At 34.8% G+C, this 25,454-nt stretch carries 28 protein-coding genes and 1 tRNA gene; 9 read left to right on the top strand and 20 right to left on the bottom strand.

The window, feature by feature from the left end; genetic code table 11:
- Positions 1-226: 226 nt before the first annotated feature.
- Entirely contained in the window at positions 227-1,786 is a 1,560-nt protein-coding gene (locus K2F26_RS00620; protein ID WP_367890320.1) for a hypothetical protein, read from the top strand.
- 82 nt (positions 1,787-1,868) lie between these two features.
- Here the strand turns inward: K2F26_RS00620 and K2F26_RS00615 are convergent, their stop codons facing one another.
- From K2F26_RS00615 to pstS, 10 genes are all read right to left on the bottom strand, one after another.
- The gene (locus tag K2F26_RS00615) at positions 1,869-3,701 is read right to left on the bottom strand and encodes a VMAP-C domain-containing protein (protein ID WP_220609957.1); all 1,833 of its coding nucleotides are present in this window, start codon (positions 3,699-3,701) and stop codon (positions 1,869-1,871) included.
- 118 nt (positions 3,702-3,819) lie between these two features.
- A complete protein-coding gene (locus K2F26_RS00610; protein WP_194055672.1) occupies positions 3,820-4,611 on the bottom strand; it encodes an Rpn family recombination-promoting nuclease/putative transposase in 792 nt (263 codons plus the stop codon).
- A gap of 21 nt (positions 4,612-4,632) precedes the next feature.
- On the bottom strand, positions 4,633-5,517 hold the full coding sequence (locus K2F26_RS00605) for a trypsin-like peptidase domain-containing protein (RefSeq protein ID WP_220609956.1): 885 nt from the start codon (positions 5,515-5,517) through the stop codon (positions 4,633-4,635).
- A gap of 14 nt (positions 5,518-5,531) precedes the next feature.
- A complete protein-coding gene (locus tag K2F26_RS00600; protein WP_194055668.1) occupies positions 5,532-5,861 on the bottom strand; it encodes a CU044_2847 family protein in 330 nt (109 codons plus the stop codon).
- An 88-nt stretch (positions 5,862-5,949) separates the two neighbouring features.
- Positions 5,950-6,021: transfer RNA gene (locus K2F26_RS00595), tRNA-Cys, on the bottom strand.
- A gap of 144 nt (positions 6,022-6,165) precedes the next feature.
- Positions 6,166-6,762, bottom strand: a complete 597-nt coding sequence (locus K2F26_RS00590) for a chromophore lyase CpcT/CpeT (RefSeq protein ID WP_220609955.1) — start codon at positions 6,760-6,762, stop codon at positions 6,166-6,168.
- 275 nt (positions 6,763-7,037) lie between these two features.
- A complete protein-coding gene (gene pstB / locus K2F26_RS00585; RefSeq protein ID WP_246605485.1) occupies positions 7,038-7,817 on the bottom strand; it encodes a phosphate ABC transporter ATP-binding protein PstB in 780 nt (259 codons plus the stop codon).
- 53 nt (positions 7,818-7,870) lie between these two features.
- Positions 7,871-8,752, bottom strand: a complete 882-nt coding sequence (gene pstA, locus K2F26_RS00580; RefSeq protein WP_220609954.1) for a phosphate ABC transporter permease PstA — start codon at positions 8,750-8,752, stop codon at positions 7,871-7,873.
- A 96-nt stretch (positions 8,753-8,848) separates the two neighbouring features.
- Positions 8,849-9,850: a phosphate ABC transporter permease subunit PstC gene (gene pstC, locus K2F26_RS00575; RefSeq protein WP_220609953.1), complete on the bottom strand. Its 1,002-nt coding sequence runs from the start codon at positions 9,848-9,850 to the stop codon at positions 8,849-8,851.
- 81 nt (positions 9,851-9,931) lie between these two features.
- Positions 9,932-10,972 carry a phosphate ABC transporter substrate-binding protein PstS gene (gene pstS, locus K2F26_RS00570; protein ID WP_220609952.1) on the bottom strand — a complete coding sequence of 347 codons (1,041 nt, stop codon included), beginning with the start codon at positions 10,970-10,972 and terminating at the stop codon, positions 9,932-9,934.
- 725 nt (positions 10,973-11,697) lie between these two features.
- Here pstS and K2F26_RS00565 point away from each other — a divergent pair.
- The 5 genes from K2F26_RS00565 to K2F26_RS00545 all read left to right on the top strand — a co-directional run bounded on the left by K2F26_RS00565 (position 11,698) and on the right by K2F26_RS00545 (position 16,647).
- Positions 11,698-13,497 (top strand): aspartate kinase, encoded by a 1,800-nt coding sequence (locus K2F26_RS00565; protein ID WP_220609951.1) that lies wholly within the window; start codon positions 11,698-11,700, stop codon positions 13,495-13,497.
- Entirely contained in the window at positions 13,494-13,823 is a 330-nt protein-coding gene (locus K2F26_RS00560; protein WP_246605484.1) for a YnfA family protein, read from the top strand. The genes K2F26_RS00565 and K2F26_RS00560 overlap by 4 nt, the downstream gene beginning before the upstream one ends.
- Before the next feature lie 123 nt (positions 13,824-13,946).
- Positions 13,947-14,414, top strand: a complete 468-nt coding sequence (locus K2F26_RS00555) for a DUF29 domain-containing protein (protein ID WP_220609950.1) — start codon at positions 13,947-13,949, stop codon at positions 14,412-14,414.
- Positions 14,415-14,443: 29 nt separating this feature from the next.
- Positions 14,444-15,751, top strand: a complete 1,308-nt coding sequence (locus K2F26_RS00550) for a DNA methyltransferase (RefSeq protein ID WP_220609949.1) — start codon at positions 14,444-14,446, stop codon at positions 15,749-15,751.
- 32 nt (positions 15,752-15,783) lie between these two features.
- Entirely contained in the window at positions 15,784-16,647 is an 864-nt protein-coding gene (locus tag K2F26_RS00545; protein WP_220609948.1) for a hypothetical protein, read from the top strand.
- 40 nt (positions 16,648-16,687) lie between these two features.
- Here K2F26_RS00545 and K2F26_RS00540 read toward each other — a convergent pair whose 3' ends face one another.
- From K2F26_RS00540 to K2F26_RS00525, 4 genes are all read right to left on the bottom strand, one after another.
- On the bottom strand, positions 16,688-17,287 hold the full coding sequence (locus K2F26_RS00540) for a MiaE family protein (protein WP_220609947.1): 600 nt from the start codon (positions 17,285-17,287) through the stop codon (positions 16,688-16,690).
- Positions 17,288-17,359: 72 nt separating this feature from the next.
- Positions 17,360-18,127, bottom strand: coding sequence for an SDR family oxidoreductase (locus tag K2F26_RS00535; protein WP_220609946.1), 768 nt, complete (start codon positions 18,125-18,127; stop codon positions 17,360-17,362).
- Positions 18,128-18,313: 186 nt separating this feature from the next.
- The gene (locus K2F26_RS00530) at positions 18,314-18,658 is read right to left on the bottom strand and encodes a XisI protein (protein WP_220609945.1); all 345 of its coding nucleotides are present in this window, start codon (positions 18,656-18,658) and stop codon (positions 18,314-18,316) included.
- Positions 18,646-19,062 (bottom strand): XisH family protein, encoded by a 417-nt coding sequence (locus K2F26_RS00525; protein WP_220609944.1) that lies wholly within the window; start codon positions 19,060-19,062, stop codon positions 18,646-18,648. The genes K2F26_RS00530 and K2F26_RS00525 overlap by 13 nt, the downstream gene beginning before the upstream one ends.
- Positions 19,063-19,340: 278 nt before the next feature.
- Here K2F26_RS00525 and K2F26_RS00520 point away from each other — a divergent pair, with 278 nt between their 5' ends.
- Together K2F26_RS00520 and K2F26_RS00515 are read left to right on the top strand one after the other, a co-directional pair.
- A complete protein-coding gene (locus K2F26_RS00520) occupies positions 19,341-19,553 on the top strand; it encodes a helix-turn-helix domain-containing protein (protein WP_220609943.1) in 213 nt (70 codons plus the stop codon).
- Positions 19,554-19,557: 4 nt separating this feature from the next.
- Positions 19,558-20,496, top strand: coding sequence for a MamI family restriction endonuclease (locus K2F26_RS00515; protein ID WP_220609942.1), 939 nt, complete (start codon positions 19,558-19,560; stop codon positions 20,494-20,496).
- Positions 20,497-20,547: 51 nt separating this feature from the next.
- On the opposite strand, the gene K2F26_RS00510 is transcribed toward K2F26_RS00515, so the two are convergent.
- The 4 genes from K2F26_RS00510 to K2F26_RS00495 form a co-directional block, all read right to left on the bottom strand.
- Complete coding sequence (locus tag K2F26_RS00510) at positions 20,548-21,519, bottom strand: DNA-methyltransferase (protein ID WP_220609941.1); 972 nt, start codon at positions 21,517-21,519, stop codon at positions 20,548-20,550.
- A gap of 299 nt (positions 21,520-21,818) precedes the next feature.
- The gene (locus K2F26_RS00505; RefSeq protein WP_220609940.1) at positions 21,819-22,160 is read right to left on the bottom strand and encodes a XisI protein; all 342 of its coding nucleotides are present in this window, start codon (positions 22,158-22,160) and stop codon (positions 21,819-21,821) included.
- Positions 22,111-22,296 (bottom strand): type II toxin-antitoxin system RelE family toxin, encoded by a 186-nt coding sequence (locus K2F26_RS00500; RefSeq protein WP_246605483.1) that lies wholly within the window; start codon positions 22,294-22,296, stop codon positions 22,111-22,113. The genes K2F26_RS00505 and K2F26_RS00500 overlap by 50 nt, the downstream gene beginning before the upstream one ends.
- Before the next feature lie 69 nt (positions 22,297-22,365).
- Positions 22,366-23,139, bottom strand: a complete 774-nt coding sequence (locus K2F26_RS00495) for a hypothetical protein (RefSeq protein ID WP_220609939.1) — start codon at positions 23,137-23,139, stop codon at positions 22,366-22,368.
- 204 nt (positions 23,140-23,343) lie between these two features.
- Here K2F26_RS00495 and K2F26_RS00490 point away from each other — a divergent pair, with 204 nt between their 5' ends.
- Positions 23,344-24,486: an IS4 family transposase gene (locus K2F26_RS00490; RefSeq protein ID WP_220611721.1), complete on the top strand. Its 1,143-nt coding sequence runs from the start codon at positions 23,344-23,346 to the stop codon at positions 24,484-24,486.
- 188 nt (positions 24,487-24,674) lie between these two features.
- On the opposite strand, the gene K2F26_RS00485 is transcribed toward K2F26_RS00490, so the two are convergent.
- A complete protein-coding gene (locus K2F26_RS00485) occupies positions 24,675-25,019 on the bottom strand; it encodes a XisI protein (protein WP_220609938.1) in 345 nt (114 codons plus the stop codon).
- A complete protein-coding gene (locus tag K2F26_RS00480; RefSeq protein WP_220609937.1) occupies positions 25,007-25,423 on the bottom strand; it encodes an element excision factor XisH family protein in 417 nt (138 codons plus the stop codon). The genes K2F26_RS00485 and K2F26_RS00480 overlap by 13 nt, the downstream gene beginning before the upstream one ends.
- Between the last annotated feature and the right edge of the window lie 31 nt (positions 25,424-25,454).

Raw genomic sequence — 25,454 nt, 5'->3', positions numbered from 1 at the left:
TCTATGCTAATCATTTTACTCACTGGTTTGATTTCGTAGAGACCAGAGCGAATCTCCAATTTTGCCATACCTTCACAAACTATTTTCACAAGCAATGGCTAGATCCCAAATTACCTCAGTTTTCTCTGAAAAATAATAATTTTTTGCATAAAAATTTTTTAGTTATTTTTTAAACAATTTAACAAGATTTTTGCCAATTAAATGATATAAAGAATACAATGCTAAATTGGTCAATTACGCTGAAGGACTTTGGGAAATGCGCCTACCTGTCATTTTAGATATCGCCCTGGGTTTAATTTTTATTTACCTGATTTTAAGCTTGTTAGCTTCCGAAATTCAAGAATTGATTGCTACAGTCCTGCAATGGCGTGCTGTACATTTAAAAAAATCCATCGAAATTTTCTTGGCTGGAGATGTGAAAAATTCAGATGCCAAGGATATAATTGATATGGTCAACACAATTTATAGCAATCCTTTAATTAAAAGTATTAACCAAGAAGCCAAAGGCATTTTATCTCAGTTACCAAGAAAATTAACTTGGTTTATGGGTGATATAACGAGTAAGATGGGAAGAACAATCACTAAATCACAGGTAAATCATAAGACTTTTAATCAAGATAAAAGTGCGCCTTCTTATATTCAGAGTGATACTTTCGCTACCAGTCTTTTAGAAGAATTACAACTGCCACAAATCATCCATAGTCTAACAGAAGTAAGACTAGAAAAATTTAAAAACCAAAGGTTACAAGAAGTACAAACAATATTAACTCGCTCACTCAGACAAATCCAAGAAATAGAATTACCAAATTATATTGCCCAGGATATTAAAGATGATTTAGCAACTCTCACTTCAGAATATACAGAAATTGTTGAAGATTTTAAAAAGTACAAGTTTGATATAGATACAAGCGTTAGTCAGATGCAGGATAGCTTGGATAAATACATCAATAACTTTCAGGCGAATATAGAAAATGAAAATCCCATACTAATAGAAACTTGGAAGCGACTGCAAGCTTTACAGAAACACATTTTTCCCAGTGTTGAAGAAGCAATTATCATCGGTGGTTTAAAACCTAACATGAACGAAATTGTCCAATTACTAGATACAAGTAATACTGTTGTTGAGGAAATTCAAATCACTCTTAAAGATAAAAATAGTCAAACCCATAAAACCATTAAAGAATTAATAGATACCTTACCAGATGGCATGAAGAGAAATATTGCTAACATAGCCAAGCGAGCGCAATACAAGGCTAAAAGTACAGAGGAAGGTATTGAAATATTACGGAGAGAAATTGAGAATTCTTTTGATAGTTCTATGCAAAGAGCAGGTGGTGTTTACAAACGAAATGCCAAAGGAGTCGCCATTTTAATCGGTATTATCCTCGCTTTTGGTGCTAATGCAGATACATTTCATATTATTGATCGCTTATCGAAAGATACAGTTTTGCGAGAAGCAATTGTTTATAAAGCTGTGCAAACTATAGATCAACAATCTGATCCTTCCAACCTCAAAAATCTTGACACTAAGGAGATTTTAGAGGAAATTAGTTTACCAATAGGTTGGACAAAAGAAAACTTAGAAGAGCAAATTGGTTGGAATCCAACGAAGATCAATGGCGTACCTATAATCAGTTTATTAACGATGTTATCTGGTTGGATAGTCAGTGGTGTAGCTATTGCAATGGGAGCGCCGTTTTGGTTTGATTTACTGAGTAAAGTTATGAATGTTCGCAATGCTGGTGGTAAATCAACAAAATCAGCTAGAAATCGAGATGCAGATTAATTGATATCATTCCGGCGCTGCCCGCCTGGTTTTAGGTGCTATGATCCTCAAAAAGCTTGCACTTTGTGATAGCGAAGCGGATTCAGGTGTTAAAATATGAGGATTCAGGTGTTAAAATATGAGGATTTTCATAAATGAGAATAACATCATTTCCTAATAGATGATTATCACTCCTAATTCGTGATTCTAAGCGGTTTATTCTCACATTTTCTAGTAATTCATCAATACTACAGCAGTTTAAATCATGATTTTCTCTATTTTGATAATCTGTTAAAGAAATTTTATTTCTATGACAAATGGCTAAAGGAATTACATTACTCTGTAATGAACCAAAAATTTTAGAAATTTTATCAGCATCATTTTTGATATGGTCATCAAATATATTTAAAATAATACCAATTGCTTGATTTACAAAAGCAGAAAAATTGTTAGCATCATATTCATGTATTTTTTGAAAATTATTACACTTTATATTCTGTATATTCTGTAATTTATCCCATTTGTCAATCCACTGTTGTTTTTTGATTCTCAAATATTGTTTGTCTAACCGTTCCACATCTCGAACAATTACTCTGTACTTCTCACCAATATGACTAGTTTCACCAAAATCATCTATTTCCCATTGTTCAACAGGATGAATAAGATGTTCTTTAGGTAGAAAAAATACTATATTTATATGTTTTTCTAGAGAAAAATTGATTTTTTTGGTCAAGAGAGACTTTAAAATTTTGGGGATATCCTCAATTTTAAAACTTTGATCATGAGAATCAGAAATATCAATTGTATGATAGTATGGGCTATCTATTATATAATTTTGAATATTAGGAATAACCCAACCACTAATTTTAAATTTTGGCTTTTTTGCTCTTGATTTTGTTTGTAATGGTTCTATTTTAATTAATATGTATGATTCTGGTGTAATATTTGGGTTTAGCTCATCCTTAATGTGTGCATATGTTGAATCAAAATTTTCTATATATTGTTGACCCCATGTTTTTAATTTTTCAGATATATCATGAGGAACATTATTATCATTGATTAAAAATTGCAAAAACTTTGCTGTATGTCCGTTAGGATTAAATTTGACTTTACGATCTAAATTGATTTTATCTAGATCATATAAATCTTGAACAATGGCTTCTATTGTAGTGGGTATCTTTTCCGCTGGGTTTTGTGAGCATCCAGTCTGATAAGCTGTTTGAATAGCTGAAGTGATAGCTGAATCAGAATTAGTAGTTAAAATATTAATCAGATTTAAAAAACTCCAAGCTTCAACTAACACAGTTGTCGGTATCATAAATGCCGCTTTCACACCCTCTCGCTTTTTCTCTGCGGCCACGGCCATTCCCACAACTCCCTGTAATGTTTCATCCCAAATAGGAGAACCACTAAAACCCCGTTCAATTTGATATCCAGGAACTTTAATTGCTTCTATCTGTATCCAGCGATTAGCTTGAACATCACGCAGTTCACCATCAGCCCAAACACCAGTATCATGTCCTTGGGGAAAGCCAAAAATGCGGAATTTATGCTGCCAATAATCTGATGTAGTGACAAGTTTTATAGGACTTACGCCCATTGGTAAAGTTTCCTCTATCTGTAACCCAGCAATATCTTCCTTACTTTGTCCTTGGTTCACAGGTTGCCAAAATACAACCTTAGCTTTTAATTTTTGTCCAGGTGCAATCAGGGGAAAATCAAGTTCTATAATGCCATCTGGTGATTCTTGTATGTTAGTGATAATACCCAAAGCGGCCGTCACCACATGAGCGCAGGTAAGCAGATGGTACTGACTCACCAAAAAACCAGCACCGATAACTTTACCGTTTTTATGATAAATGCGAGCGATCGCATTTTTAAAATCTTCGTATCTCTTTTCTAATTGCTCAAGTTTAATATCATCAGGTTTTGCCATATTACAAAAAATCTCCATATCATAATTTATAGTCAAAATTGTTTAATTATTTGATTAGATGGGTAGGGATTTATCATTGCTAAACCCCTACAAATAGATGAGAATTTTTCATAGGAAATTATTTACTTTCCTTTTTGATTGCTTGTCTCACCACTTCTATATCTAACTCAAGGATACGAGCAATTTGTTCTATAGTTAGCCCCTCATGTAACAGTTTAGGAATTATTTCTAACTTAGTCTCTTCCTTAACCTCTTCCCTAAGTTCTTCCTTCACTTCTTGATAAAATCGAGTTTGTTGCCATTCTGTTAATCCAAACATTGCCTCTAACTCCTGACGGCTATAGGATGAAAATTTGTAAATCAGCATTCTCTCTACTAATTCTAAAAGATCACGACTGTTTTCTGCATCTGCTTTTTTTACCAGATTAATCAAACTTCGTGCCTCTTGTATAGCCTCATCTTCAGGAGAAACCACTAATTTAATAATTCCTAAACCAATTGAAGATGATGTATCAGCTATTTCATCTAAATAAACTACATGAATTTGTCCAGGAGCTAGTGAAGTTTGATATGCTAAGGGTACACCAGGATCAAGATCCCGATTTGCCCACAATACTACAGTTTGCCATGATTTTTGGGGTTTATACTGGTTTAAATAAAGAAACGCTTCTGTAATTAATCTCCAGTATAAATTATCATCGCTCTGAAATTGTACTTCTACAAAATAAATCGGGTCTTCTGGGTACTCTGGTTTGGGCAAAAATAAGCCATCAATCCGACGTGCTAACTCTTTGATTTCTACAGAAGAAAACTCGTAGTGTGAAGCCAGTGCGGGTGACTTTTCTAAAACTTCAAATAAAACGCTGGGGAGATTTTGAAGCAGGGTGTAAAATATGGTATCTGTTTTCATTTTATCATTTTAAAATGGTGATCACCCGATCATTTTTAACTGTTCAACGACATCATTCATATCCTTTTCAATCCTGTTTAATTGTCGCTGCAAGTTATTACGACTTTCGGCATTTTCTGTATAATTCAATTGGTTATAAACGGCTTCATAATCACCTTCTAAAATTACTAATCTTTTGTTCAATTCCCTAGCTTTAATTTCTTGGACTCGACTCAAAGAGGGAGAAGAATTTATTGATGGTTGCTGAATAGATTGATTTAAAAAACTCCAAGCTTCAACTAACACAGTTGTAGGTATCATAAATGCCGCTTTCACACCCTCTCGCTTTTTCTCTGCGGCCACGGTCATTCCCACAACTCCCTGTAATGTTTCATCCCAAATAGGAGAACCACTAAAACCCGGTTCAATTTGATATCCAGTAACTTTAATTGCTTCTATCTGTATCCAGCGAGTAGCTTGGACATCACGCAGTTCACCATCAGCCCAAACACCAGTATCATGTCCTTGGGGAAAGCCAAAAATGCGGAATTTATGCTGCCAATAATCTGATGTAGTGACAAGTTTTATAGGACTTACGCCCATTGGTAAAGTTTCCTCTATCTGTAACCCAGCAATATCTAACCCAGCAATATCTTCCTTACTTTGTCCTGGGTTCACAGGTTGCCAAAATACAACTTTAGCTTTTAATTTTTGTCCAGATGCAATCAGGGGAAAATCAAGTTCTATAATGCCATCTGGTGATTCTTGTATGTTATTCTTAATATCCAAAGCGGTTTTCACCACATGATCGCAGGTAAGCAGATGGTACTGACTCACCAAAAAACCAGCACCGATAACTTTACCGTTTTTATTATAAATGCGAGCGATCGCATTTTTAAAGGTTATAAAATAATTTGCTGTTGACATGGAAGCTGTAAATCTTAGTCTTTACTCCACTTAACAGTTACTTCAAAGGTAATTTCCCCACCCACAGAAGTTAATATAGCACCAGCATCAGCACTGAGTTTGACACCAAACTTCACTTCCATTTCTTTCGGACCTAAATCTTTAAATTTATTATTCAGACTAGCCACCACAGGCTTAATATTATCTATCGCTTCCGAAAATGTTTTTTGCGCTTTGGCAATTTCCTTACCAGAAGGTAGTGCCACTTTCTCAATAGCAGTAGATGTATCTTCTGATTCTTCCACCTCTACCAAAAATTTGCTGCCATCTTCTAACTCAAATTCGACTAATTGTTTGTCTGTCATATATCTGCTGTTAATTTAGCCATGCAACCCCAAGTATACAACATTGTCCGCATAGTTTAACAGTAGAAAGACTTATTAACACTAATTAAGGCGACAGGCGGATTCGAACCGCCGGATAAAGGTTTTGCAGACCTCTGCCTTACCACTTGGCTATGTCGCCGCACTCACAATTACTTATATTATCACCTTTATTCCAAAATTGCATCACCTTGGGAAAAAATTTTTTGGTGATTGGTGATTGGTGATTGGTGATTGGGTTATTAACTTCCCCTACCTCCCCTATTCCCTATTCCCTTTTAACTTCTTAACTGTCACCTGTCACCTCATCAGCAAAATTACCCCAGCGGACAAAGTGAAATGGACCTGCGACAGAACCCCAAAGATGCTCATCGGTGTCTGGATCTCGTCCTTTGTCCCAACTGATGAACTTATCTCCATCAATTTCAAATTTACTATCTAGGTAAGTTCTTTGTCCTTTGCGGACGACGATGCAACCTTTACCTGGTTCAACGTGACCTCTAAAACAATTCCCTGTCCACTCTACAATCATGTTACAGCCAGAGAGTTTTTCTAAGCGATCGCTCGTTAACTGATACAACCTTCCTAAATCACGGGATGCACCAAAAAAGTCTTTTTCCTCTTTTACCGTGTAGTTTTCAATCAGAATCTTCTCATCCTCTGTCACCAACTTCAACACCCGCAACCGATAAGGGTCATTGAGCATATAATCATAAGCCTGTTCTACAAAAAAACTCACCCCCGATAACAACGAATATGGGAGGGGACGCATACAAACACGAATATGGGCATAAAAAGCCGGATTTTCAAACACTTGCGCTTGGTTACTAAAATCAGCGGCCATCCAACGGGCTAAGGTAAGAATATCAGTGGAATGAGTCATAACAATTTTGGATTTTGGATTTTGGATTTTGGATTCTGGTTTTGGTATACAGGCTCAAAACTCCTTGACACACATTGCTTTATTTTAAAGCTTGGTGCGTCACATTAATTAATTGGGAAATCAAAATTCAAAATTAACTGCCGAAAATTAACAGTCTTGATGGCGGGTTTCTGTTGGATGAGAATAGGTAATCAGAAAACTCAGATAAAAATCTCACCCAGATTCTCTGTAATATTTCCCAATCCAAAATCTAAAATCTAAAATCTAAAATCCCATTAACCAAAGCGTCCTGCAACATAATCACGGGTACGCTCATCTAATGGATTACGAAAGATTTGACCTGTAGCACCAAATTCTACCATTTGCCCGATCCTACTTTCATCGGTGCTAAAGAAAGCTGTAAAATCAGAAACGCGGGTTGCTTGCTGCATATTATGAGTCACAATCACTATTGTTAACTCAGATCGCAAGCTGTGAATCAATTCTTCCACTTTTAATGTAGCAATAGGATCTAAGGCTGAACAAGGTTCATCCATTAATAAAACTTTTGGTTTCACTGCTAAAGCACGCGCAATACATAAACGTTGTTGCTGTCCACCAGAAAGACCTAATGCAGATGTGTTAAGTTTATCTTTCACTTCATCCCAAAGTGCTGCACCTTTGAGCGCCGATTCCACTATTTCATCTAATTTAAATTTGGGACATTTACCAGCAATTCTCACACCATAAGCAACATTTTCATAGATACTCATGGGAAAAGGATTTGGCTTTTGAAATACCATGCCAATTTCCCGCCGCAAACGATTAATATTAATGCGGTGGTCATAGATATTTTGTCCATAAAATTCTATGCTTCCTTCAACTTTGACTTTACCTTCTAATTCACTAATCCGGTTTAAGGTTTTAATGAAGGTAGATTTTCCGCAACCACTCGGTCCAATGAGTGCAGTTACTTGGTTTTTATAAATATCTAATGATATACCTTCGATAGCTTTGTAACTACCATAATAAAAACTTAGGCTTTTAATTTTGATGGCTGGAATTAGGTTACTCATGATTATTTTAGTGATAAAAAACGGTGAAAAGTATTGGTGAAAAAAATTAACAATTACTTGAATCTGCTTTTACTACTTAATAAACGAGAGATGAGACTAAAGAACAAAACTAAACTCAATAAAATGATAGAAGTCGTCCAAACTAATTTGTTAATTTCTGGGTCAGGATTATTGTAAAGATTGAAAATTAATACAGGTAAAGAAGCAGTCGGACTCATTAAACTATCAGACCAGTTTTGACTAAATAAAGCTGTGAAAAGTAATGGTGCTGTTTCACCTGATGCACGGGCGATCGCTAATGCAATACCTGTAGTAATTCCGGGAATTGCTGATTTAACAACAATTCTAAATGTAGTTTGAAATCTCGTTCCACCTAATGCAGCAGAAGCTAAACGTTGTTGAGTGGGAATAAGTTTTAAAGCTTCCTCTGTTGTCAAGGCAATTATTGGTAACATAATCACAGATAAAGCAAAACCACCAGCAAAAGCACTAAATTTTTTAGTAATTAAAACAACGACTCCATAAGCAAACATTCCCACCACAATTGAAGGTACACCTGTGAGAATAGAAGTTAGAAACCGCACAAAATTAGTCATTTTATTAGTTGTACTAAATTCTGCTAAAAATATGCCAGTCATTATTCCTATAGGAATGCTCAAAAATGCCCCAATACTCACCATAATAATAGTGCCAATAATGGCATTAGCAAAACCATTTTCAATCAAGGGAAGGTAAAACATTTCTGATTTTAACCCAGAAATTCCCCTTGATATAATTTCCCACAAAATTGATGCTAGTGGAAACAATGCCAACAAACTCAATATGAATGATAAACCATTCATGGCATAGCTAAACAAACGCCTCTGAGTTGGTAGTGGGCTGAGTAATTCTTGAGAGAAAGATTCAATATTTTCTGGATTTATATAGCTACTCATGGGATTTTAGATTTTGGATTTTCTGAGATTATTCTGAATTTATGAGCAATCTGTTTGTCTATATTTGAAAGCTGATAACTGATGACTTAATGCTTACTAAGAATTTTTCTTGCGTACCCATTGCACTAATAGCACAGCACCGATATTAACTGCTAAGGTTAAAACAAACAAAATCAAACCTAAATAACTCAATGAACCAATATGTAAACCAGGTTCAGCTTCGGCAAATTCATTAGCTAAAACAGCGGGAATTGTATAAGCTGGATCAAGTAAAGATAGACTAATTTGAGCCGAGTTACCAATTACCATTGTTACTGCCATTGTTTCACCAAGTGCGCGGCCTAAAGCTAACATTGCTGCACTTACCATTCCTGAAAAACCTGCTGGTAATAACACCCGAAAAATGGTTTCCCAACGAGTGCTACCTAACGCCATAGATGCACTGCGTAATTCTTTAGGAACAACCATCAAAACATCACGAGAAATAGCGGCCATTGTCGGTAAAATCATAATCGAGAGAATAATTCCCGCCGTTAACATATTATTACCTGTGGGATATTCAGTATTGAAAAAGGGGATAACTTTAAAAGTTTTACCTAGCCATTGTTCAAAGGGTTCAATGATGGGAATAAATACAAAAATTCCCCATAAACCGATAATTACACTGGGAATTGCAGCAATTAATTCTACTACAAAAGCAATAATATTTCTGACTACTAATGGTAAAAAGTCTTCACTCGTTACTAGGGCGACTGATATTCCTATAGGCACAGTCAATAAAATAGTGATCGCACTACTTACCAAAGTACCATAAATATAAGGTAATGCCCCAAAAACTTGATTACCTGTATCCCAATCTTGACTCCAGATAAACCCTAAACCAAATTGAAAAACCGCTGGTTTAGCTTCTTGGAAAATTACCCAAGTCATGACAAATAAAATTGCTACAGTAATGGCAGCAAATAGATAAACTAGAAATGTAAATCCTTGATCAAATCGAAAATTTAATCCACCAGTAACAGTTAAGTTGATATTTTCATCATCGAAATTGAGGTGAGGTGATGGATTATGATTATTAGGTGGAAATGATTGAGTCATATTTAAAAACACAAAGCGAATATTTTTTATAGAGTGGGTTATCCCCACCCTAATCGAACAACCTGCACAAAATTGGCAAAATTATTTAACAGTGCTATTCACTGTTTGTAAAACACGATTGACAACATCATTAGGAATTCTGGTGTAATTCATGTCATCATTAAATTGTTGACCATCTTTGAGTACCCAGTTAATCCATTTTTTAATCGCATCTGCTTTAGCTGGAGTGGGATAATTTCTATAAATCATCATCCAAGTTAAACCCACAATAGGATAACCCTGATTAGGATCACCTACAAATACACGATAGTTAGCTGGAAAAGTTACACCTGATAAAGCTGCATTTGCAGTTGCTAAAGAAGGTGCAACAAATTCTCCTTTTTTATTTTGTATTTCTGCTGATCTTAATTTGTTTTTAGTAGCGTAGTCATATTCAACATAACCAATAGCTCCAGGAGTACGAGCAACTAAAGCAGCTACACCAGGATTACCTTTACCTTTGAGGACATTTTTTAAATTCCAGTTAGGAGCAGTATTAGCACCAATTCTACCTTTAAAGTAGGGATTAATAGAACTCAAGTGATTGGTAAAAATGAAAGTTGTACCGCTACCATCAGCACGAACTACAAATTTAATAGGTTGATTTGGTAAGTTAACACCTGGGTTATCAGCTTTAATTTGTGGATCATTCCAGTTAGTAATTTGTCCAGAAAAAATTGCTGGTAGGGTTTTACGAGACAATCTAAGTTTGTTTACTCCTGGTAAATTGTAAACTACAGAAACCGCACCACCAGCAGTAGGTACTAAAATTACACCATTTTTAACTTTAGCCATTTCATCATCTTTCATGGCTGCATCACTAGCACCAAAATCTACAGTACCAGCAATAGTTTGACGAATACCACCACCACTACCAATTGCTTGGTAATTAACTTTTAATTCGGGATGTTTCTTCTTAACTTCACGTGCGTAACGTTCATAAAGAGGAGCAGGAAAAGTTGCTCCTGCACCGTTCAAAGTTTGAGCTTGAGCAACTGCTGTGAAAATAGGACTAAATGCTACGGCCGCTGTTACTACAGAAGTAGTGAATGCACGGCTAAAAATGGTGGTTGAAAAAGTCATACTACCTCGTATTTAAGGAAATCTTTCCTGATGGAATTACAGCCTTAAATAAAGTTCATACTTGCTGATTAACTAGAAATTAATAACCGTCAAAGAATAGATTAAACTATGTTTAAATTTCTGCCTAAAGGAGTAGTGATTTTGTTCACCAAGTTGTGTAAAGCCGAATTTTAATGTTTATGATTATATGCAATTAAAGGTATATTTACGTTGACAAAAAAATAAGTGTTGCAGTATAAATAAACCCAGCAGGGTCATGCCACGAGACTACCTGCCAGGAAATTAGTTTATATTCGTGCCATGTTTGAGCGGATCAGCGTTTATTTGTCCTAAATAATGCCTACCCCTACTTACAATAACTATATATAGTATGTAAATAGGTTAAGAAGAGTTATATAATAGGTTAAAATGCTGTTAAAGTTATGTTTCCTCAATGTGTAAAATTGCAGAGTTAAATCAATACTGCTCGGTTAAAGTTTTAATATCTTGAAGATCCCCCCAAACCCCCTTAAAAAGGGGGACTTTAAGCCTATTTTACCCCCTTTGTAAGGGGGTCGCCGAAGGCGGGGGGATCTTAACCGAGTAGTATTGAAAGTTAAATTACTGAGTTAAAAATCCAAATCGCTGATATTTTAGTAATCTAAATTAATGCTAAATTTTCAAGACTTCCCGACGGGAGTATTGATTGTAGCTAAAACAATTTGAATATTCAAACATCTACAGTTATGGCGCTCATAGTTCAAAAATACGGTGGTACATCTGTTGGTTCGGTGGAACGTATCCAAGCGGTAGCACAGCGGGTTTATAAAACTGTACAAGCAGGAAATTCCGTTGTCGTCGTCGTTTCCGCGATGGGAAAAACCACCGATGGATTAGTTAAACTAGCCAATGAAATCTCTAAAAGTCCTAACCGTCGGGAAATGGATATGTTGCTTTCCACGGGGGAGCAAGTTACCATTGCTTTACTCAGTATGGCTTTGCAGGAAATTGGACAACCTGCTATTTCTATGACTGGCGCTCAGGTAGGCATTGTTACCGAAGCTGAACACACCCGCGCTCGGATTTTGCATATTGAAACAGAGCGGTTGATGGGGCAGATTAATTTAGGCAAAGTGGTTGTTGTAGCTGGTTTCCAAGGAATTTCTAACACTACAGCAATGGAAATTACCACTTTGGGGCGCGGTGGTTCTGATACTTCCGCCGTGGCTTTAGCAGCAGCTTTGGCAGCAAATTTTTGTGAAATTTATACCGATGTACCAGGGATTTTAACTACAGATCCGCGCCTTGTACCGGAAGCGCAGTTAATGACAGAAATCACCTGTGATGAAATGCTGGAATTAGCTAGTTTGGGTGCAAAGGTATTACATCCCCGTGCGGTGGAAATTGCCAAAAATTATGGTGTGCCTTTGGTGGTAAGATCCAGTTGGACAGATCAACCGGGAACTTGGGTAACATCGCCAAAAGTGCAAGAACGGGCGTTAGTGAATTTAGAATTAGCTCGTCCTGTGGATGCGGTAGAATTTGATATTGATCAGGCTAAGGTGTCTTTGTTGCGTGTACCTGATAAACCAGGGGTAGCAGCGCGGTTATTTAATGAAATTTCCCATCAACAAGTAGATGTGGATTTAATTATTCAATCAATTCATGAAGGTAATAGTAATGATATTGCCTTTACTGTAAATACACCTATTCTGAAAAGGGCGGAAGCTGTGGCAGCGGCTATTGCACCAGCTTTGAGAAATCAACCCCATTCAGATGAGGCAGAAGTTTTAGTAGAAAATAATACTGCAAAGGTGAGTATTTCCGGGGCGGGAATGATTGGCCGTCCTGGGGTAGCTGCTAAAATGTTTGCAACCTTAGCAGAAGCGCGTGTAAATATTCAAATGATTTCTACGAGTGAAGTTAAGGTGAGTTGTTTGGTAGATGCGGGAGATTGCGATCGCGCTATTGCTGCACTTTGCAACGCTTTTGAAATCAATGCTTCTCCTGCTGTCCTTTCTTACCCAACTCCCGAATCTCCCGCAGTGCGGGGTGTTGCTTTAGACATGAATCAAGCGCGGTTAGCTATTCGTCAAGTTCCCGATCAACCGGGGATGGCGGCGAAATTGTTTGGTTTATTGGCAGAATATAACATCAGTGTGGATATGATTATTCAATCACAACGCTGTCGGGTGGTTGATGGGGTTGCGCGTCGGGATATTGCTTTTACTGTAGCGCGGATGGATGCAGAAAACGCCCAAAAGAAATTAACCCAAGTTGCGGATCAGTTAGGATGGGGTGAGGTAGTTTTGGATAATGCGATCGCTAAAGTCAGTATAGTTGGTTCAGGAATGGTTGGACAACCAGGAATAGCAGCCAAAATGTTTACAGCTTTAGCGGAAAATAAAATCAATATCCAAATGATTGCTACTTCAGAAATTAAAATTAGTTGTGTTGTTTCACAGGATGAAGGTGTTAAAGCATTGCAAGTTATTCATGCAGCTTTTGGTTTAGCTGGAAGTGAAAAATTTGTAGTACCAGCGTGAAAATAGCCAACCTTGTTTTTCTCTTAATAGCTGCACTGGGAGAAATTGCAGGTTGTTTTAGTTTTTGGGCATGGTTAAGATTAGAAAAAAGCATTTTTTGGATTATTCCGGGAATTTGTTCTTTAATAATCTTTGCCATTTCCTTAACTAAAGTTGATTTACCTAATGCTGCTAGAGTTTATGCTGCTTATGGGGGAATTTATTTACTTTCCTCTTTATTGTGGTTATGGTTAGTTGAAGGTGTACAACCAAATAAATGGGATTTTTTGGGGGTGGGAATTTCTATATTGGGAACATTGGTGATTTTGTTTGGTTCACATCGGTGAAATCATTTAAAATAGTATTATAGGAATTACCATTCCAGTGAGGTACAAGCATTAATAATTAAACGCAGATGGACGCAGATAAACGCAGATGATTTTGAGTATCCATTTATGGAGGTTGAATTTATGATAGAAACAAACCTATCTTCTCTGCATCAAAATTCCCAGTCTATTTACGATGTTGACTATTTAAAATGGATAGAAACTACAGTAGAAAAATTGAGAAATCAAAACTATTCTACTGTAGATTGGGAGAATTTGATTGAGGAAATTGAGGACATGGGTAGAAGTGAAAGGAGAAGTTTAGAAAGTAATTTAATTGTCATTTTATTGCATTTATTGAAATGGCAATTTCAGCCAGAAAAAAGAACTGGTAGCTGGGAAAGAAGTATTATTGAACATCGTCGTCGAGTTAATAAAGCAATTAAAGAATCTCCTAGTTTGCTATCATATTTAGAAAGTATTTTTGCGGAGTCTTATCCAGAAGCAGTGAAACAAGCAAAAGCTGAAACTGGTTTGTCTAAAGAAACATTTCCTCCAGAATGTCCATACAGTTTAGCAGATGTCATGGATGATAATTTTTTACCGGAGTGAGTTTTGATTTAAGCAGGTTAATTTAAAATATGAACAAACAATTAGAATTAGCATTCCTGGAAAATTCATCTCCAAAAATACCAAAGGTTTTTTCCCAATCTTCAGATCATTCTTCTACCTTTGTAGATAACATGAAATTGCCAGTTCATCGCTGGTTTAGATATAGTGCAGGTTTTTCGGGACAATGGGTAGAAAATATCATAATTCAAGCACAAAACCAGGGAGAAGTTAAACTTTTAGACCCCTTTGCAGGTTCTGGTACAACATTAATTGCATCTGAAAAACAGGAAGTTGAATGTTTAGGAATCGAAGCTCATCCTTTTGTTGCGCGTATAGCAAGAACTAAACTTTTATATAAAACTGATGTTGATTCATATATTAAACATATAAACAGAGTTATAGAATGTGCTGCTAATTTACAGCCTGATATAGATAAATATCCAAAATTGATTCATGATTGTTTTAGTATATCTTCACTAGAATCTCTGGATAAATTACGACAATCTTGGAAAAATATAGATGATAGTTCACCAGAATCTCAGTTAGTTTGGTTAACACTTGTAGCGATTCTGCGCCATGTTTCTCATGCTGGAACTGCTCCTTGGCAATACATTTTACCCAACAAAAAGAAACAGTCCCCTTTAGAACCAAGATCAGCTTTTCAGCTAATGGCAGAAAATATGGCTACAGATATGATAATTGCTGGAAAAACAGCAGTTTCATCTGCTAAATTGATTCAGTCAGATGCTCGAACTTGTCAAGGTGTTCCTGATAATTTTGCTAATTTAATCATCACATCTCCACCTTATGCTAACAACTATGACTATGCGGATGCTACACGATTAGAAATGTGTTTTCTAAAAGAAATTGATGGTTGGGGTGATTTACAAAATACAGTCAGAAAATATTTAATTCGTTCATGTTCCCAGCACGTGACAAGTAAGAATGTAAATCTCGATGCAATTCTATCATCTCCAGAACTAGAACCAATTAGATATCATATTACTAAAATCTGTCATCAATTATCCCAAGAACGACTTTTACATGGAGGAAAGAAAAACTATCATCTGATGATTGCTTGCTATTTTTTCGATATGGCTCAAGTTTGGATAGCACTACGTCGAGTCTGCAAAAGTCCGTCAAAAGTTTGTTTTGTAATTGGTGATTCTGCTCCCTATGGGATTTATGTTCCTGTGATAGAATGGATGGGTTTATTAGCAATTTCAGCAGGGTTTGAATCCTTCGAGTTTGATAAAATTCGTGATCGAAATGTGAAGTGGAAAAACCGCAAACATAACGTTCCTCTTTGTGAAGGTTATTTATGGGTTCAGGGATAAAGCAATAAAAACAAAAATAATTCTTTAATGTAATGGCAGAATCATTTTCACATAAATGGGGTCAAATTATCGGAAATCTCATCCAAGATTTTATTCGCGAAAGACTCCAGGAAGTTGCAGATCAACATGGTTTTTATTTGGACTATCAGAAGAAGCGTAAAGCACGTATTAGTAAAAAAGTATCATGGCAGGATCGTTATGGTAACTATCATGATCTTGATTATGTCATGGAGCGAGGAGGTACTGAAGATACTCAAGGTCTTCCAGTAGCATTTATTGAAACTGCATGGAGACGCTATAGCAAACATTCTAGAAATAAGGTTCAAGAAATTGAAGGTGCGCTAATTCCTTTAGCAGATACATATAGTCAACTTAACCCATTTTTAGGTGCTATTTTAGCAGGTGTATTTACTCAAGGCTCGCTTCAACAATTAGAATCTAAAGGCTTTAAAATCCTTTATCTTGAGTATGATAATATAGTTAAATCATTTTCATCTGTGGGTTTAAATGCAGCTTTCAACGAAAGTACAGCGGAATTAGATTTCCAAAATAAGATCGCTGAGTGGAATAATTTATCAACCGAAAATATTACTAATATTAAAAATCAGCTACTTAGTTTAGAAAAAGCACAGATAGATAACTTTATTAATTCATTAGAAAAGTCATTTACTAGACAGGTTCAAAGTGTCAATATTATTGTACTGCATGGATTATCTCACCAAGTTGCTAATATTGAAAATGCTATTGAATATATCCAGAATTATCCAGATACCCAACCCACACCAGCACCTCCATTGAAGTACGAGATTAACATTCGCTATAACAATGGTGATTTAATCCATGCTATTTTTCAAAATAAAAATGAGGTAATCAAATTTCTGAGAACGTTTGTTTAATAGTGTGAAGAAGTAGGTTGTGTAACAGTTGAACTAATGACTAACTATGTATCCTGGGTTCTGGATGCAAGGTTGATAATATTTCACTTTCCACAATTGCTAATTCATCGAGTCTTTGCATCACCATTTCCCTATCAAAATAGGTATCTGCTAAAACCCAATATGTGCCAAAATGTCTCGCTTCTGATGCCATTAAACCACGATAAAATTTAGCTAATTCTGGTTCTGGACAGTTTGCTGCTAAAAGTCCTAAACGTTCGTGACTGCGTGCTTCTATTAAACCAGTAACTAATAAATTATCTAAAAATTGTTCTGGTTCTTTTTTTCTGACTTGTGCTTTTAACCCTGCACCATAGGGAGGTGGTGAAAGGGGTGCAAGGGGAATATTTCGACGTTCTAACCATTGGTTAACGAGTTCAAAATGTTCTAGTTCTTCTTTAGCGATCGCTGTTAATTCTCTCACCAGTTTTGTATTAGAAGGGTAACGAAACATAAAATTTAACGCTACACCGGCAGCTTTGCGTTCACAGTGGGAATGATCGAGTAAAATAATATCTAAATTGGCGATCGCTTGTTCTATCCAAGCATCACTTGTAGGTTGTTTGAGAGCGTTGATAGTTGGTAAAGGTGAACTTAGCACAATGGGTAATGGGTAATTTGGTAATTTGGTAATTTGGTAATTGGTAAGAAAATTCTACCTATTCTATTGTACCTAAATCCGATTTACTAAAGTTGCACTAGCTTGATCAACTGGCATTAATATCACTTCATTAATATTAACGTGAGCCGGTCTAGTGGCACAGAAAAATATTACATCAGCGATATCATCAGCAGTCAAGGGTTGCATTCCTTGATAAACTTTTTTCGCTCTTTCTGTATCTCCGTGAAACCGCACTTCACTAAATTCTGTTTCTACCATTCCCGGATCAACGGAAGTCACCCGCACAGGAGTACCCAGCAAATCTAATTTTAATCCTTCGGAAATAGCTTTAACTGCGGCTTTTGTGCCACAATAAACGTTACCACCGGGATAAGTTTGATGTCCCGCAATAGAACCAATGTTAATAACATGACCTCTATTCCGTTGCACCATACCAGGAACTACGTAGCGGGTGAGGTAGAGTAAACCTTTGATATTAGTATCTATCATTTCTTCCCAGTCTTGAAAGTCGCCTTCATATAATTTATCTAAACCGCGACTTAAACCGGCGTTGTTGATGAGGATATCAATTTCTGACCATTCGGGGGGTAAATTATTTATAGCAGATTCTACGGACGAGCGATCGCACACATCCAACTGAAGTAAATGGATTTTGTCAGCTGGTAAATTTAAGGTTTTGGCAAATTCCTGTAAGCGTTCCCACCGTCGAGCAGCTAATATCAGTTTTGCACCAGCTTGAGCGAAGATTTTAGCGCAAGCCGCACCAATTCCGCTACTTGCACCGGTGATTAATACGATTTGGTTTTCTACAGAGAGCATTTTCAATATTGTTGTTTTCTATATTTTTTTATATCACGCTAATTCCATTAGTAACTGATTAAATGTAGAATTTTCACTACTAATTTTTTTATTTTCGAGTTTCATTAGTTTTTACACAATCTTATAAAATTAAGGTGAGTCCCAGACCCACCCTAACCTATATAATACCAACAAAGTCTGTTCCTATTAAGCCACCGCAAACTCTGTGAACTTACGAGTTTCTGGATCATGAAAAGCTAAAACAATATCTTCTTTTGGTACACCTTCCCTTAATAACTCATTTGCAATACCTTCCTCTGTCCAGTCTTCTTCAATGTAAATTTTATTGTTTTTAATGCGAACATAAACAGTAATTGCTGTAATTTTTTTATCTTCATGCCAACCTACTTGACCCCAAATATATTGATCTCTTTGTTCATCAAAAGCTAAGACGCTATCAACTCCAGAAGGATTAGGAGTTTTTGATGCTATTTGTTCATATTCTGTGAGAATTTTTTTAATTAAACTGCGATAACTTGTTAATTTATCCATTGGACAATTTCCTCCTTTTTGAAATCAAAAACAATTAAAAGTAAATTTATTTCTTCCATCACCATTGAAATTGCTTTTTGTTGGAAAAATGATTGATAAATACCTGTACTAATCCCTAAATAAATTTTAGTTTCCGGCAAAATTTCCTTTAAAAGAGTTCGATAAATAATATATTGACCTAATGCTGTTTCAAATTCACGCATCGGTGAACGAGTAATAAAACTTTTAATTTCTACAACTATTTGTTCTCCATTACGCTCTACCTCTAAAGTTTTATCTGCCAGTAAGTCAGCAAACAATTGAACTTTTTCATATTTAATGGTATATTGATCACGAATAATTGTCCAACCATCTTTTATTAAAGCATTTTTTACCGCATCATGGTAGATGTCTTTCGCTGGCATTTTTACCCTGTTTGTTATGTTGTTATTTTGGCTGGTTAATATAATTATACTAATTTAATAGGCGATACCTACGGTCAGCTACCGCTAACGCACATTAATCATACCCAAAACAAGCGATACCTATGGTGATCTATCTGTTCGAGACGCTGCGCGAACGCTAACACACTCATATCATGCTAAATACACGACGGAAATAGTAGTGCTAACTATAGTATGTAGATTTATAGTTAGCATTTGTTGTATTGTCTATTTTGACTTTCATTAAGGCTTAATTAGCCGTGAAAGAAGCAATATTAATTAAGTTTGGACAAAAAATAAGACAAGAGAGATTAAAACAAAATCTTTCTCAGGAAGAGTTAGCTGAAAAAGCTAATCTTCACCGTACCTATATAAGTATGATAGAGCGTGCTGAAAAGAATATTACTTTAATAAATATTGAAAAAATATCCAACGCTCTAGGTGTAAGTATATCTGAATTATTTCGAGAATAAAAATATGAAACCTGACATTAACTTTATAACAATTCATAACAATGAAGCTCAGATTAAAGCGTTACTAGAAGAATTGGTTTTAAATCCTAGAATTAATGCTTTAAAGTGGTCAAAAATTACGTATCAAACACCTAATTTAAAAATAGGGTATCCAGGTCAGCATTTAGCATCTTTAATTACAGGAGTTAAAGGAAGTAAAACGGCAGCTAGAGGTGATGATTTAGAAGATGGAACAGAAGTTAAATCTTGTTCCCGGATAGATCAAATGGATAAATGTAAAGATTGTGAATCTCCAGTTGCTCGCAGTGAAAAAGTTTGTTCTGTTTGTGGTTCAAATAATATTCAGAGAAAAGATGATTCAAAATGGTTATTTACAATAAAAAGTGAAAACGACTTACAAGTAATTACCCAAGATGTAAAAAGAGTCCTGCTTATTTTAGGCGATTACCCCAATTTTGACAACCAAGATTATGATACTTTACGGTTTCAATGTTTTGAAATTTGGACTCAAAGTATTCGTAATCGAAAATTTAAAGAAATTCTGAGTAATTACTATTATAAAATTTATTTACCCAAGAAAAATAGTGGAAAAACACCTGATCCTAAAAATTTCTGGCCTTATCAATATCAATTTTATCTATGTAATCCTATTTTAACTTTTTCTTGTTATGTTTATAATGCTTCAATTCAACCAGAAATTGACATTAAACATTACATAAAACCACAGGAAGATAGAAGTAATTTCGGTTCTGAATTAATGCCTATAGAAATATTGAATAGAAAAGAGAAAGAATTGCTTCAAGAGCATCTTAATGTGAAAAATGAAAAAGATTTACCTCAATTTATTAATGAAGATTTGAGAGAAATACTACCATTAAGAGATACAGATAAAGGATTTAAGGTAAATACTCCTCATATCAGAAAATCAAGCAAAAAAAGATGATATGCAAACAAGATAACTATAGATAATTGATCAAAAAATATAGATTTTACATTAAAAAGGTAGTTGCAACTGAGAAGGTTCTTTATCCTTAACAAAATTGTGATTTTCAGGATAAAATCTATGTCTATGCAAAAGACTAGATTTATATTCACTAATTCTACTTTCAGCAACTTGAATATATTTTTCTTCTCGTTCAATACCAATATAATGACGGTTTAAATTTAAACAAGCTAATGCAGTTGAACCAGAACCCATAAAAGGATCTAAAATTACCATTTTTTCATTACTACTAGCTTTAATAATTCTTTCAATTAAGTTTACAGGTTTTTGAGTGGGATGATATCTTTCTTCTTTATAAAAATCTATATCTCTCCAAACATCAGTAATACCCATTTCAATATTAAAAACAGGTGCTATATCCTCATAAGGATATTCAAATTCTAGGATTACTTGCAATTTTTCCCACATTTCTTTAGTAGGAATTTGTGCTAGAATATTATTACCAGTATACAGTGACCACATTCCGCCACCATTAACTTTTACTCCTAATTTTTGGTTTATTTCTAAAGCGGTTAAACCTAATTGTTTTTGTCTATCCTTTAGGAGTTTTTTCACAAAAGGGTGACTATTATAGGTAAAAAATAACAGAGTTTCGGTAACGTTAGGAAACATTTTATAGCCTTTTGTTGCACGTCCACCAATAGCTTTAATTCCTTTATCTATAATTATTTGTTGTCTAAAATCAAAACCTAATTGAATTAAATGATCATAGAGATAAAACAAATTTCTTAAATAGCCAAATAAATATAAGCTACCAGATAATTTGATAACTCTAGAAATTTGATTTAGCCACTGTAAACACCATTGTACATAATCTTTTTCAGTACGCCATTGATAGTCCCATTTTTCTTGAATAACTTTCCAATAGGGAGGATCAAGAATCACTAAATCAATACTTTTATCTGGTAGTTCTGCCAGTTTTTCTATGCAGTCACCTGGAATTATTTGATTGAGATATTTCATGTTGTGTAAAAAGAGCAAAATTAATACTAAAATATTATACTACCAGAATATGATTTTACAAAAATATTTTTTACATATCATAAATGGTGCATTTAGTAGACATTTTTTACCCTGTTAATAAACTATTTGAAGATTTATGGATGAGTCCATCCAGACCCACCCTAATCTAAATTATAACAAAGCCGCTTCTCCTTACTAATCACTCTACCTTCATCCTCAAAACCAACAATTTGATCAAAATTCAAATACCGATACAAATTATTAGCAAAAGGATTAATTTTCTCCTGTTTATAAATTACTCAAGCAACAGCAAACTCTGTAAACTTCCGAGTTTCAGGATCATGAAAAGCTAAAACAATATCCTCTTTTGGTACACCTTCCCTTAATAACTCCGTTGCAATACCTTCCTCAGTCCAATCTTCTTCAATGTAAATTTTATTATTTTTAATTCTCACATAAACTGAAATTGCCTTTACTCTTTTACGATTCTTCCAACCAATATTAAACCAAAGATATTGACTTCTTTGATCATCAAAAATTAACACCTCATCTATATCAGGATCAGGTACTTGTGCTGAAATTCTTTCATATTCAGTCAGGATTTCTTTGATTATATTTTGATAATGAATTAGCTTGTCCATTTGTTAAGCGTTTCACATCTCCTTGTAAATCATCTTGCATTGCTTCAATTTTATTGATAATGCGTTCTCTTTCATTTACAGGAATTTTCTGTAAATCTTTAATCGCTTTGGGTTTAAATTCTATTTGGTACTGCACATATTTTAACCTTGAATTACTGCTTGAATTGATTTCCTTTGAAGGAAAGTAGTTTTTATGGCAATCAGATTATCTAAGGTTTAGGAATTGCTGTAAGTCAGAAACTAATTTTTTATTATTATAATCATTGTAAGGCAATATAATCTTTTGATCGGATTCCAGTTTAATAATGATTTGCTCCTCTATTGACATACCATTATCATGGGTTTCCAGATTGACGGCTGCAATTATATCAAGATCATACTCTTCTATTTGAGTGGTGCGAAACCACTTCTTGCGTGTGATCGTTAGACATTTGCGGTCAAGATCAAAGACAGAGATTGATAGACTATTTCTGATTATTAAGGCTGCGGATAGTAAACCAAATAAAATGAATGGGCTTCCCCCTAACAGTATGTGCCTCCAGTCCAGTGGGTGCAAATCTAATTTCTGTTCTGTAGATGTTGATATGAATTGATTAATTTCAGACACAACCCAATTAGCATCTTCTTCTGAACAACTTGTTAATATTGCAGTGGAAAAAGTTTCTTGCACCACTATAGTAGGAAAGTAGCAGTATTTTCCTTCATCATCGGGTTTGACTGATCTTGTTACCTTAGTCGTCAGTGCAGATAATGGAAATGCTACTCTTGTATGATCTAAAAATCTTTCTCGAATAAATTCACACTTTCCTTCAGAAGATTTTTCTCTTTGGCATATTAATCTATCACCGTTTCCTACCAAAAAAGCCCCTATCAATGGAATAGATGATGCTATTCCCAGCCAAACAAAACCCCCTATTAGAGAGCGAGTAAAAGATTGCCTAATGGTGAATTGCCGTAAATGAGGTTTGTGAATATTCATAGTTTCTCTAGGTCAAAATTTAGTGAGTGATCTATTTTCATGATGCTTACCAGTTTTTTCTATAGCGATATCTTCAATGGTAAGATAGGAAAAATCCTGACGGGGCGACAAACAAGGCTGAAAACAAGACGGTATAAAGAACGTAACGATTTATGGTAAAAAAAGATAGGTCAGCTATTGTCAATAAGACCAATAAGAATGAAAATGTTACCCTTATTCTATCAAAAGCACTTAAAAAGTCAATTGAGTTTAGCAGAATATCTGTTCCTCAAAATTTTGGTGAACATCTTACAGTCAATTAAAAATGTGAATTTAGAAAGGTTAGCGAATGGCGTACCGTTACCAATTAAATTTGAAAGTAGAAGAAAAAGAATACAAAGATTTTTATCATTACCAAATCTAACAATTGAAAAAATTTGGTTTCCCATTATTCAGGAATGGTTATCAATATACTTTACCAAGGAAAAAATAATTTATGTAGCAATTGATAGAACCAATTGGAATCGAATAAATTTATTTATGGTGAGTGTAATTTGGGATAAAAGAGCATTTCCCATATATTTTAAATTATTGCCAAAATTAGGGAACAGTAACATATCTGAGCAACAACAGTTATTAGCGAAAGTAATGCCACTTTTTCAAAACTATAAGGTATGTGTATTAGGTGATAGAGAATTTTGTTCAGTAAAACTCGCTAAGTACCTTCAGAGCTTGGGTGTATACTTTTGCCTGCGATTAAAAAAGAACGAATTTGTAGAATTTGAAAAAGATATTTTTTATGAGCTAAATAGTCTTGGTTTAGCACCGGGCGTATCGTTTTTTATTAAAGGCGTGAAGGTAACAAAGACTCGTGGTTTCATCAGTTTTAATGTGGCGTGTAAATGGAAGCGTAAAATCAACGGAGTATCACCCAAAGAAGGGTGGTTTATCTTAACCAATTTTGATAGTCTGGAATTAGCTATTGCTGCATACAAAAGGAGATTTGATATAGAAGAAATGTTTAGAGATTTCAAAAAAGGAGGCTACAATTTAGAAGAGACTAATGTAACTGGTGAACGCTTTATTTCTCTGGTTTTATTAATAGCAATTGCTTACTCTTCCGCAACAATTCAAGGTCAACAAATCAAACGTAAAGGAATACAGAAATATGTTTCCCGCATCAAAGAATATGGTCGAACAGAACGGAGACATAGTAGTTTTTATATTGGATTATATGGTCAAACTTGGGTTAATTTCAAGGAAATTTGTATGGATATGGTCATGGAATTAATGAGATTAAATCGCAATAAACGTAAGAATTATCAACAAGGTCTAAGAGCTATGAGGCTTATAGAGTCTGTCTTGTAGCTTATTTCGTCTCCCCTTCAGGGAAAAATCTATTCCCATTAATTCTAAAAGTTTCAAAAATATTTCTGTATCCATTTCCATGATTTCGGCTGCTTTCTGTAAACTAATCAACCTGATTTATACTGTCTGACACAACCTACTAATATGCTAGTTACGTAAGTCCTGAAATTTAGGATCAAGTGAAAATATTAAGCAACAGCAAACTCTGTAAACTTCCGAGTTTCAGGATCATGAAAAGCTAAAACAATATCTTCTTTTGGTACACCTTCCCTTAATAACTCCGTTGCAATACCTTCCTCCGTCCAATCTTCCTCAATGTAAATTTTCTCATTTTTAATTCTCACATAAACAGAAATTGCCTGGACTCGTTTTCTATTATTCCAACCTACATCAAACCACAAATACTGATTTCTTTCATCATCAAAAGATAATACAGTATCAACTCCAGAAATATTAGGAGTTTGACTAGTTATTTGATCATATTCTGTTAATATTTTTTTGACAATTTCACGATAATTATTTAATTTATCCATTGGACAATTTCCTCCTGAACAATATTAATTACAATCAGTAAGATTTTATATTCTTCTATCACAAGTTGAATCCCTTTTGTTTGAAAAAATGTTTCATAAGCTTCTTGTTCAATTGCTAAGTAAAGACGATAATCAGGATGTAATTGTTTTAGCAGTGTACGATATAAAATATATTGTCCTAAAGCACATTGAAATTCATGAATTAAAGACAGACTCAAGAAACTTTTAATTTCCACTACAATATTAGTATCTTCTTTTTGTGCAGAAAACAACTTTTTTCCGGCAAGATCAGCAAATAGTTTTAGTCCTTGATATCTAATGGTATAAGGATCACGAATAATCTGCCAACCATCCTTGAGTAAAGCGGTTTTAAATCCATCATGATAAAAATCCTTTGCTGGCATTGTTTACCCCGATAATTAACTATTATAACAT

This window comes from Sphaerospermopsis torques-reginae ITEP-024, assembly GCF_019598945.1.
GTDB lineage: Bacteria > Cyanobacteriota > Cyanobacteriia > Cyanobacteriales > Nostocaceae > Sphaerospermopsis.
Note: the sequence above shows the minus strand (reverse complement) of the source record. Positions and strands in the feature narration are given on the sequence as shown.

Excerpts from the sequence above, each read along its gene's own strand:
- K2F26_RS00490 (WP_220611721.1), top strand. The coding sequence starts at position 23,344 with ATGTTACCCTTATTCTATCAAAAGCACTTAAAAAGTCAATTGAGTTTA.
- K2F26_RS00555 (WP_220609950.1), top strand. The coding sequence starts at position 13,947 with ATGATAGAAACAAACCTATCTTCTCTGCATCAAAATTCCCAGTCTATT.
- K2F26_RS00550 (WP_220609949.1), top strand. The coding sequence starts at position 14,444 with ATGAACAAACAATTAGAATTAGCATTCCTGGAAAATTCATCTCCAAAA.
- K2F26_RS00515 (WP_220609942.1), top strand. The coding sequence starts at position 19,558 with ATGAAACCTGACATTAACTTTATAACAATTCATAACAATGAAGCTCAG.
- pstA (WP_220609954.1), bottom strand. The coding sequence starts at position 8,752 with ATGAGTAGCTATATAAATCCAGAAAATATTGAATCTTTCTCTCAAGAA.
- K2F26_RS00480 (WP_220609937.1), bottom strand. The coding sequence starts at position 25,423 with ATGCCAGCAAAGGATTTTTATCATGATGGATTTAAAACCGCTTTACTC.
- K2F26_RS00530 (WP_220609945.1), bottom strand. The coding sequence starts at position 18,658 with ATGGATAAATTAACAAGTTATCGCAGTTTAATTAAAAAAATTCTCACA.
- K2F26_RS00610 (WP_194055672.1), bottom strand. The coding sequence starts at position 4,611 with ATGAAAACAGATACCATATTTTACACCCTGCTTCAAAATCTCCCCAGC.
- K2F26_RS00510 (WP_220609941.1), bottom strand. The coding sequence starts at position 21,519 with ATGAAATATCTCAATCAAATAATTCCAGGTGACTGCATAGAAAAACTG.
- K2F26_RS00495 (WP_220609939.1), bottom strand. The coding sequence starts at position 23,139 with ATGAATATTCACAAACCTCATTTACGGCAATTCACCATTAGGCAATCT.
- K2F26_RS00600 (WP_194055668.1), bottom strand. The coding sequence starts at position 5,861 with ATGACAGACAAACAATTAGTCGAATTTGAGTTAGAAGATGGCAGCAAA.
- pstC (WP_220609953.1), bottom strand. The coding sequence starts at position 9,850 with ATGACTCAATCATTTCCACCTAATAATCATAATCCATCACCTCACCTC.
- K2F26_RS00525 (WP_220609944.1), bottom strand. The coding sequence starts at position 19,062 with ATGCCAGCGAAAGACATCTACCATGATGCGGTAAAAAATGCTTTAATA.
- K2F26_RS00605 (WP_220609956.1), bottom strand. The coding sequence starts at position 5,517 with ATGTCAACAGCAAATTATTTTATAACCTTTAAAAATGCGATCGCTCGC.
- K2F26_RS00485 (WP_220609938.1), bottom strand. The coding sequence starts at position 25,019 with ATGGATAAATTAAATAATTATCGTGAAATTGTCAAAAAAATATTAACA.
- K2F26_RS00590 (WP_220609955.1), bottom strand. The coding sequence starts at position 6,762 with ATGACTCATTCCACTGATATTCTTACCTTAGCCCGTTGGATGGCCGCT.
- pstB (WP_246605485.1), bottom strand. The coding sequence starts at position 7,817 with ATGAGTAACCTAATTCCAGCCATCAAAATTAAAAGCCTAAGTTTTTAT.
- K2F26_RS00535 (WP_220609946.1), bottom strand. The coding sequence starts at position 18,127 with ATGCTCTCTGTAGAAAACCAAATCGTATTAATCACCGGTGCAAGTAGC.
- K2F26_RS00565 (WP_220609951.1), top strand. The coding sequence starts at position 11,698 with ATGGCGCTCATAGTTCAAAAATACGGTGGTACATCTGTTGGTTCGGTG.
- K2F26_RS00545 (WP_220609948.1), top strand. The coding sequence starts at position 15,784 with ATGGCAGAATCATTTTCACATAAATGGGGTCAAATTATCGGAAATCTC.
- pstS (WP_220609952.1), bottom strand. The coding sequence starts at position 10,972 with ATGACTTTTTCAACCACCATTTTTAGCCGTGCATTCACTACTTCTGTA.
- K2F26_RS00505 (WP_220609940.1), bottom strand. The coding sequence starts at position 22,160 with ATGGACAAGCTAATTCATTATCAAAATATAATCAAAGAAATCCTGACT.
- K2F26_RS00615 (WP_220609957.1), bottom strand. The coding sequence starts at position 3,701 with ATGGCAAAACCTGATGATATTAAACTTGAGCAATTAGAAAAGAGATAC.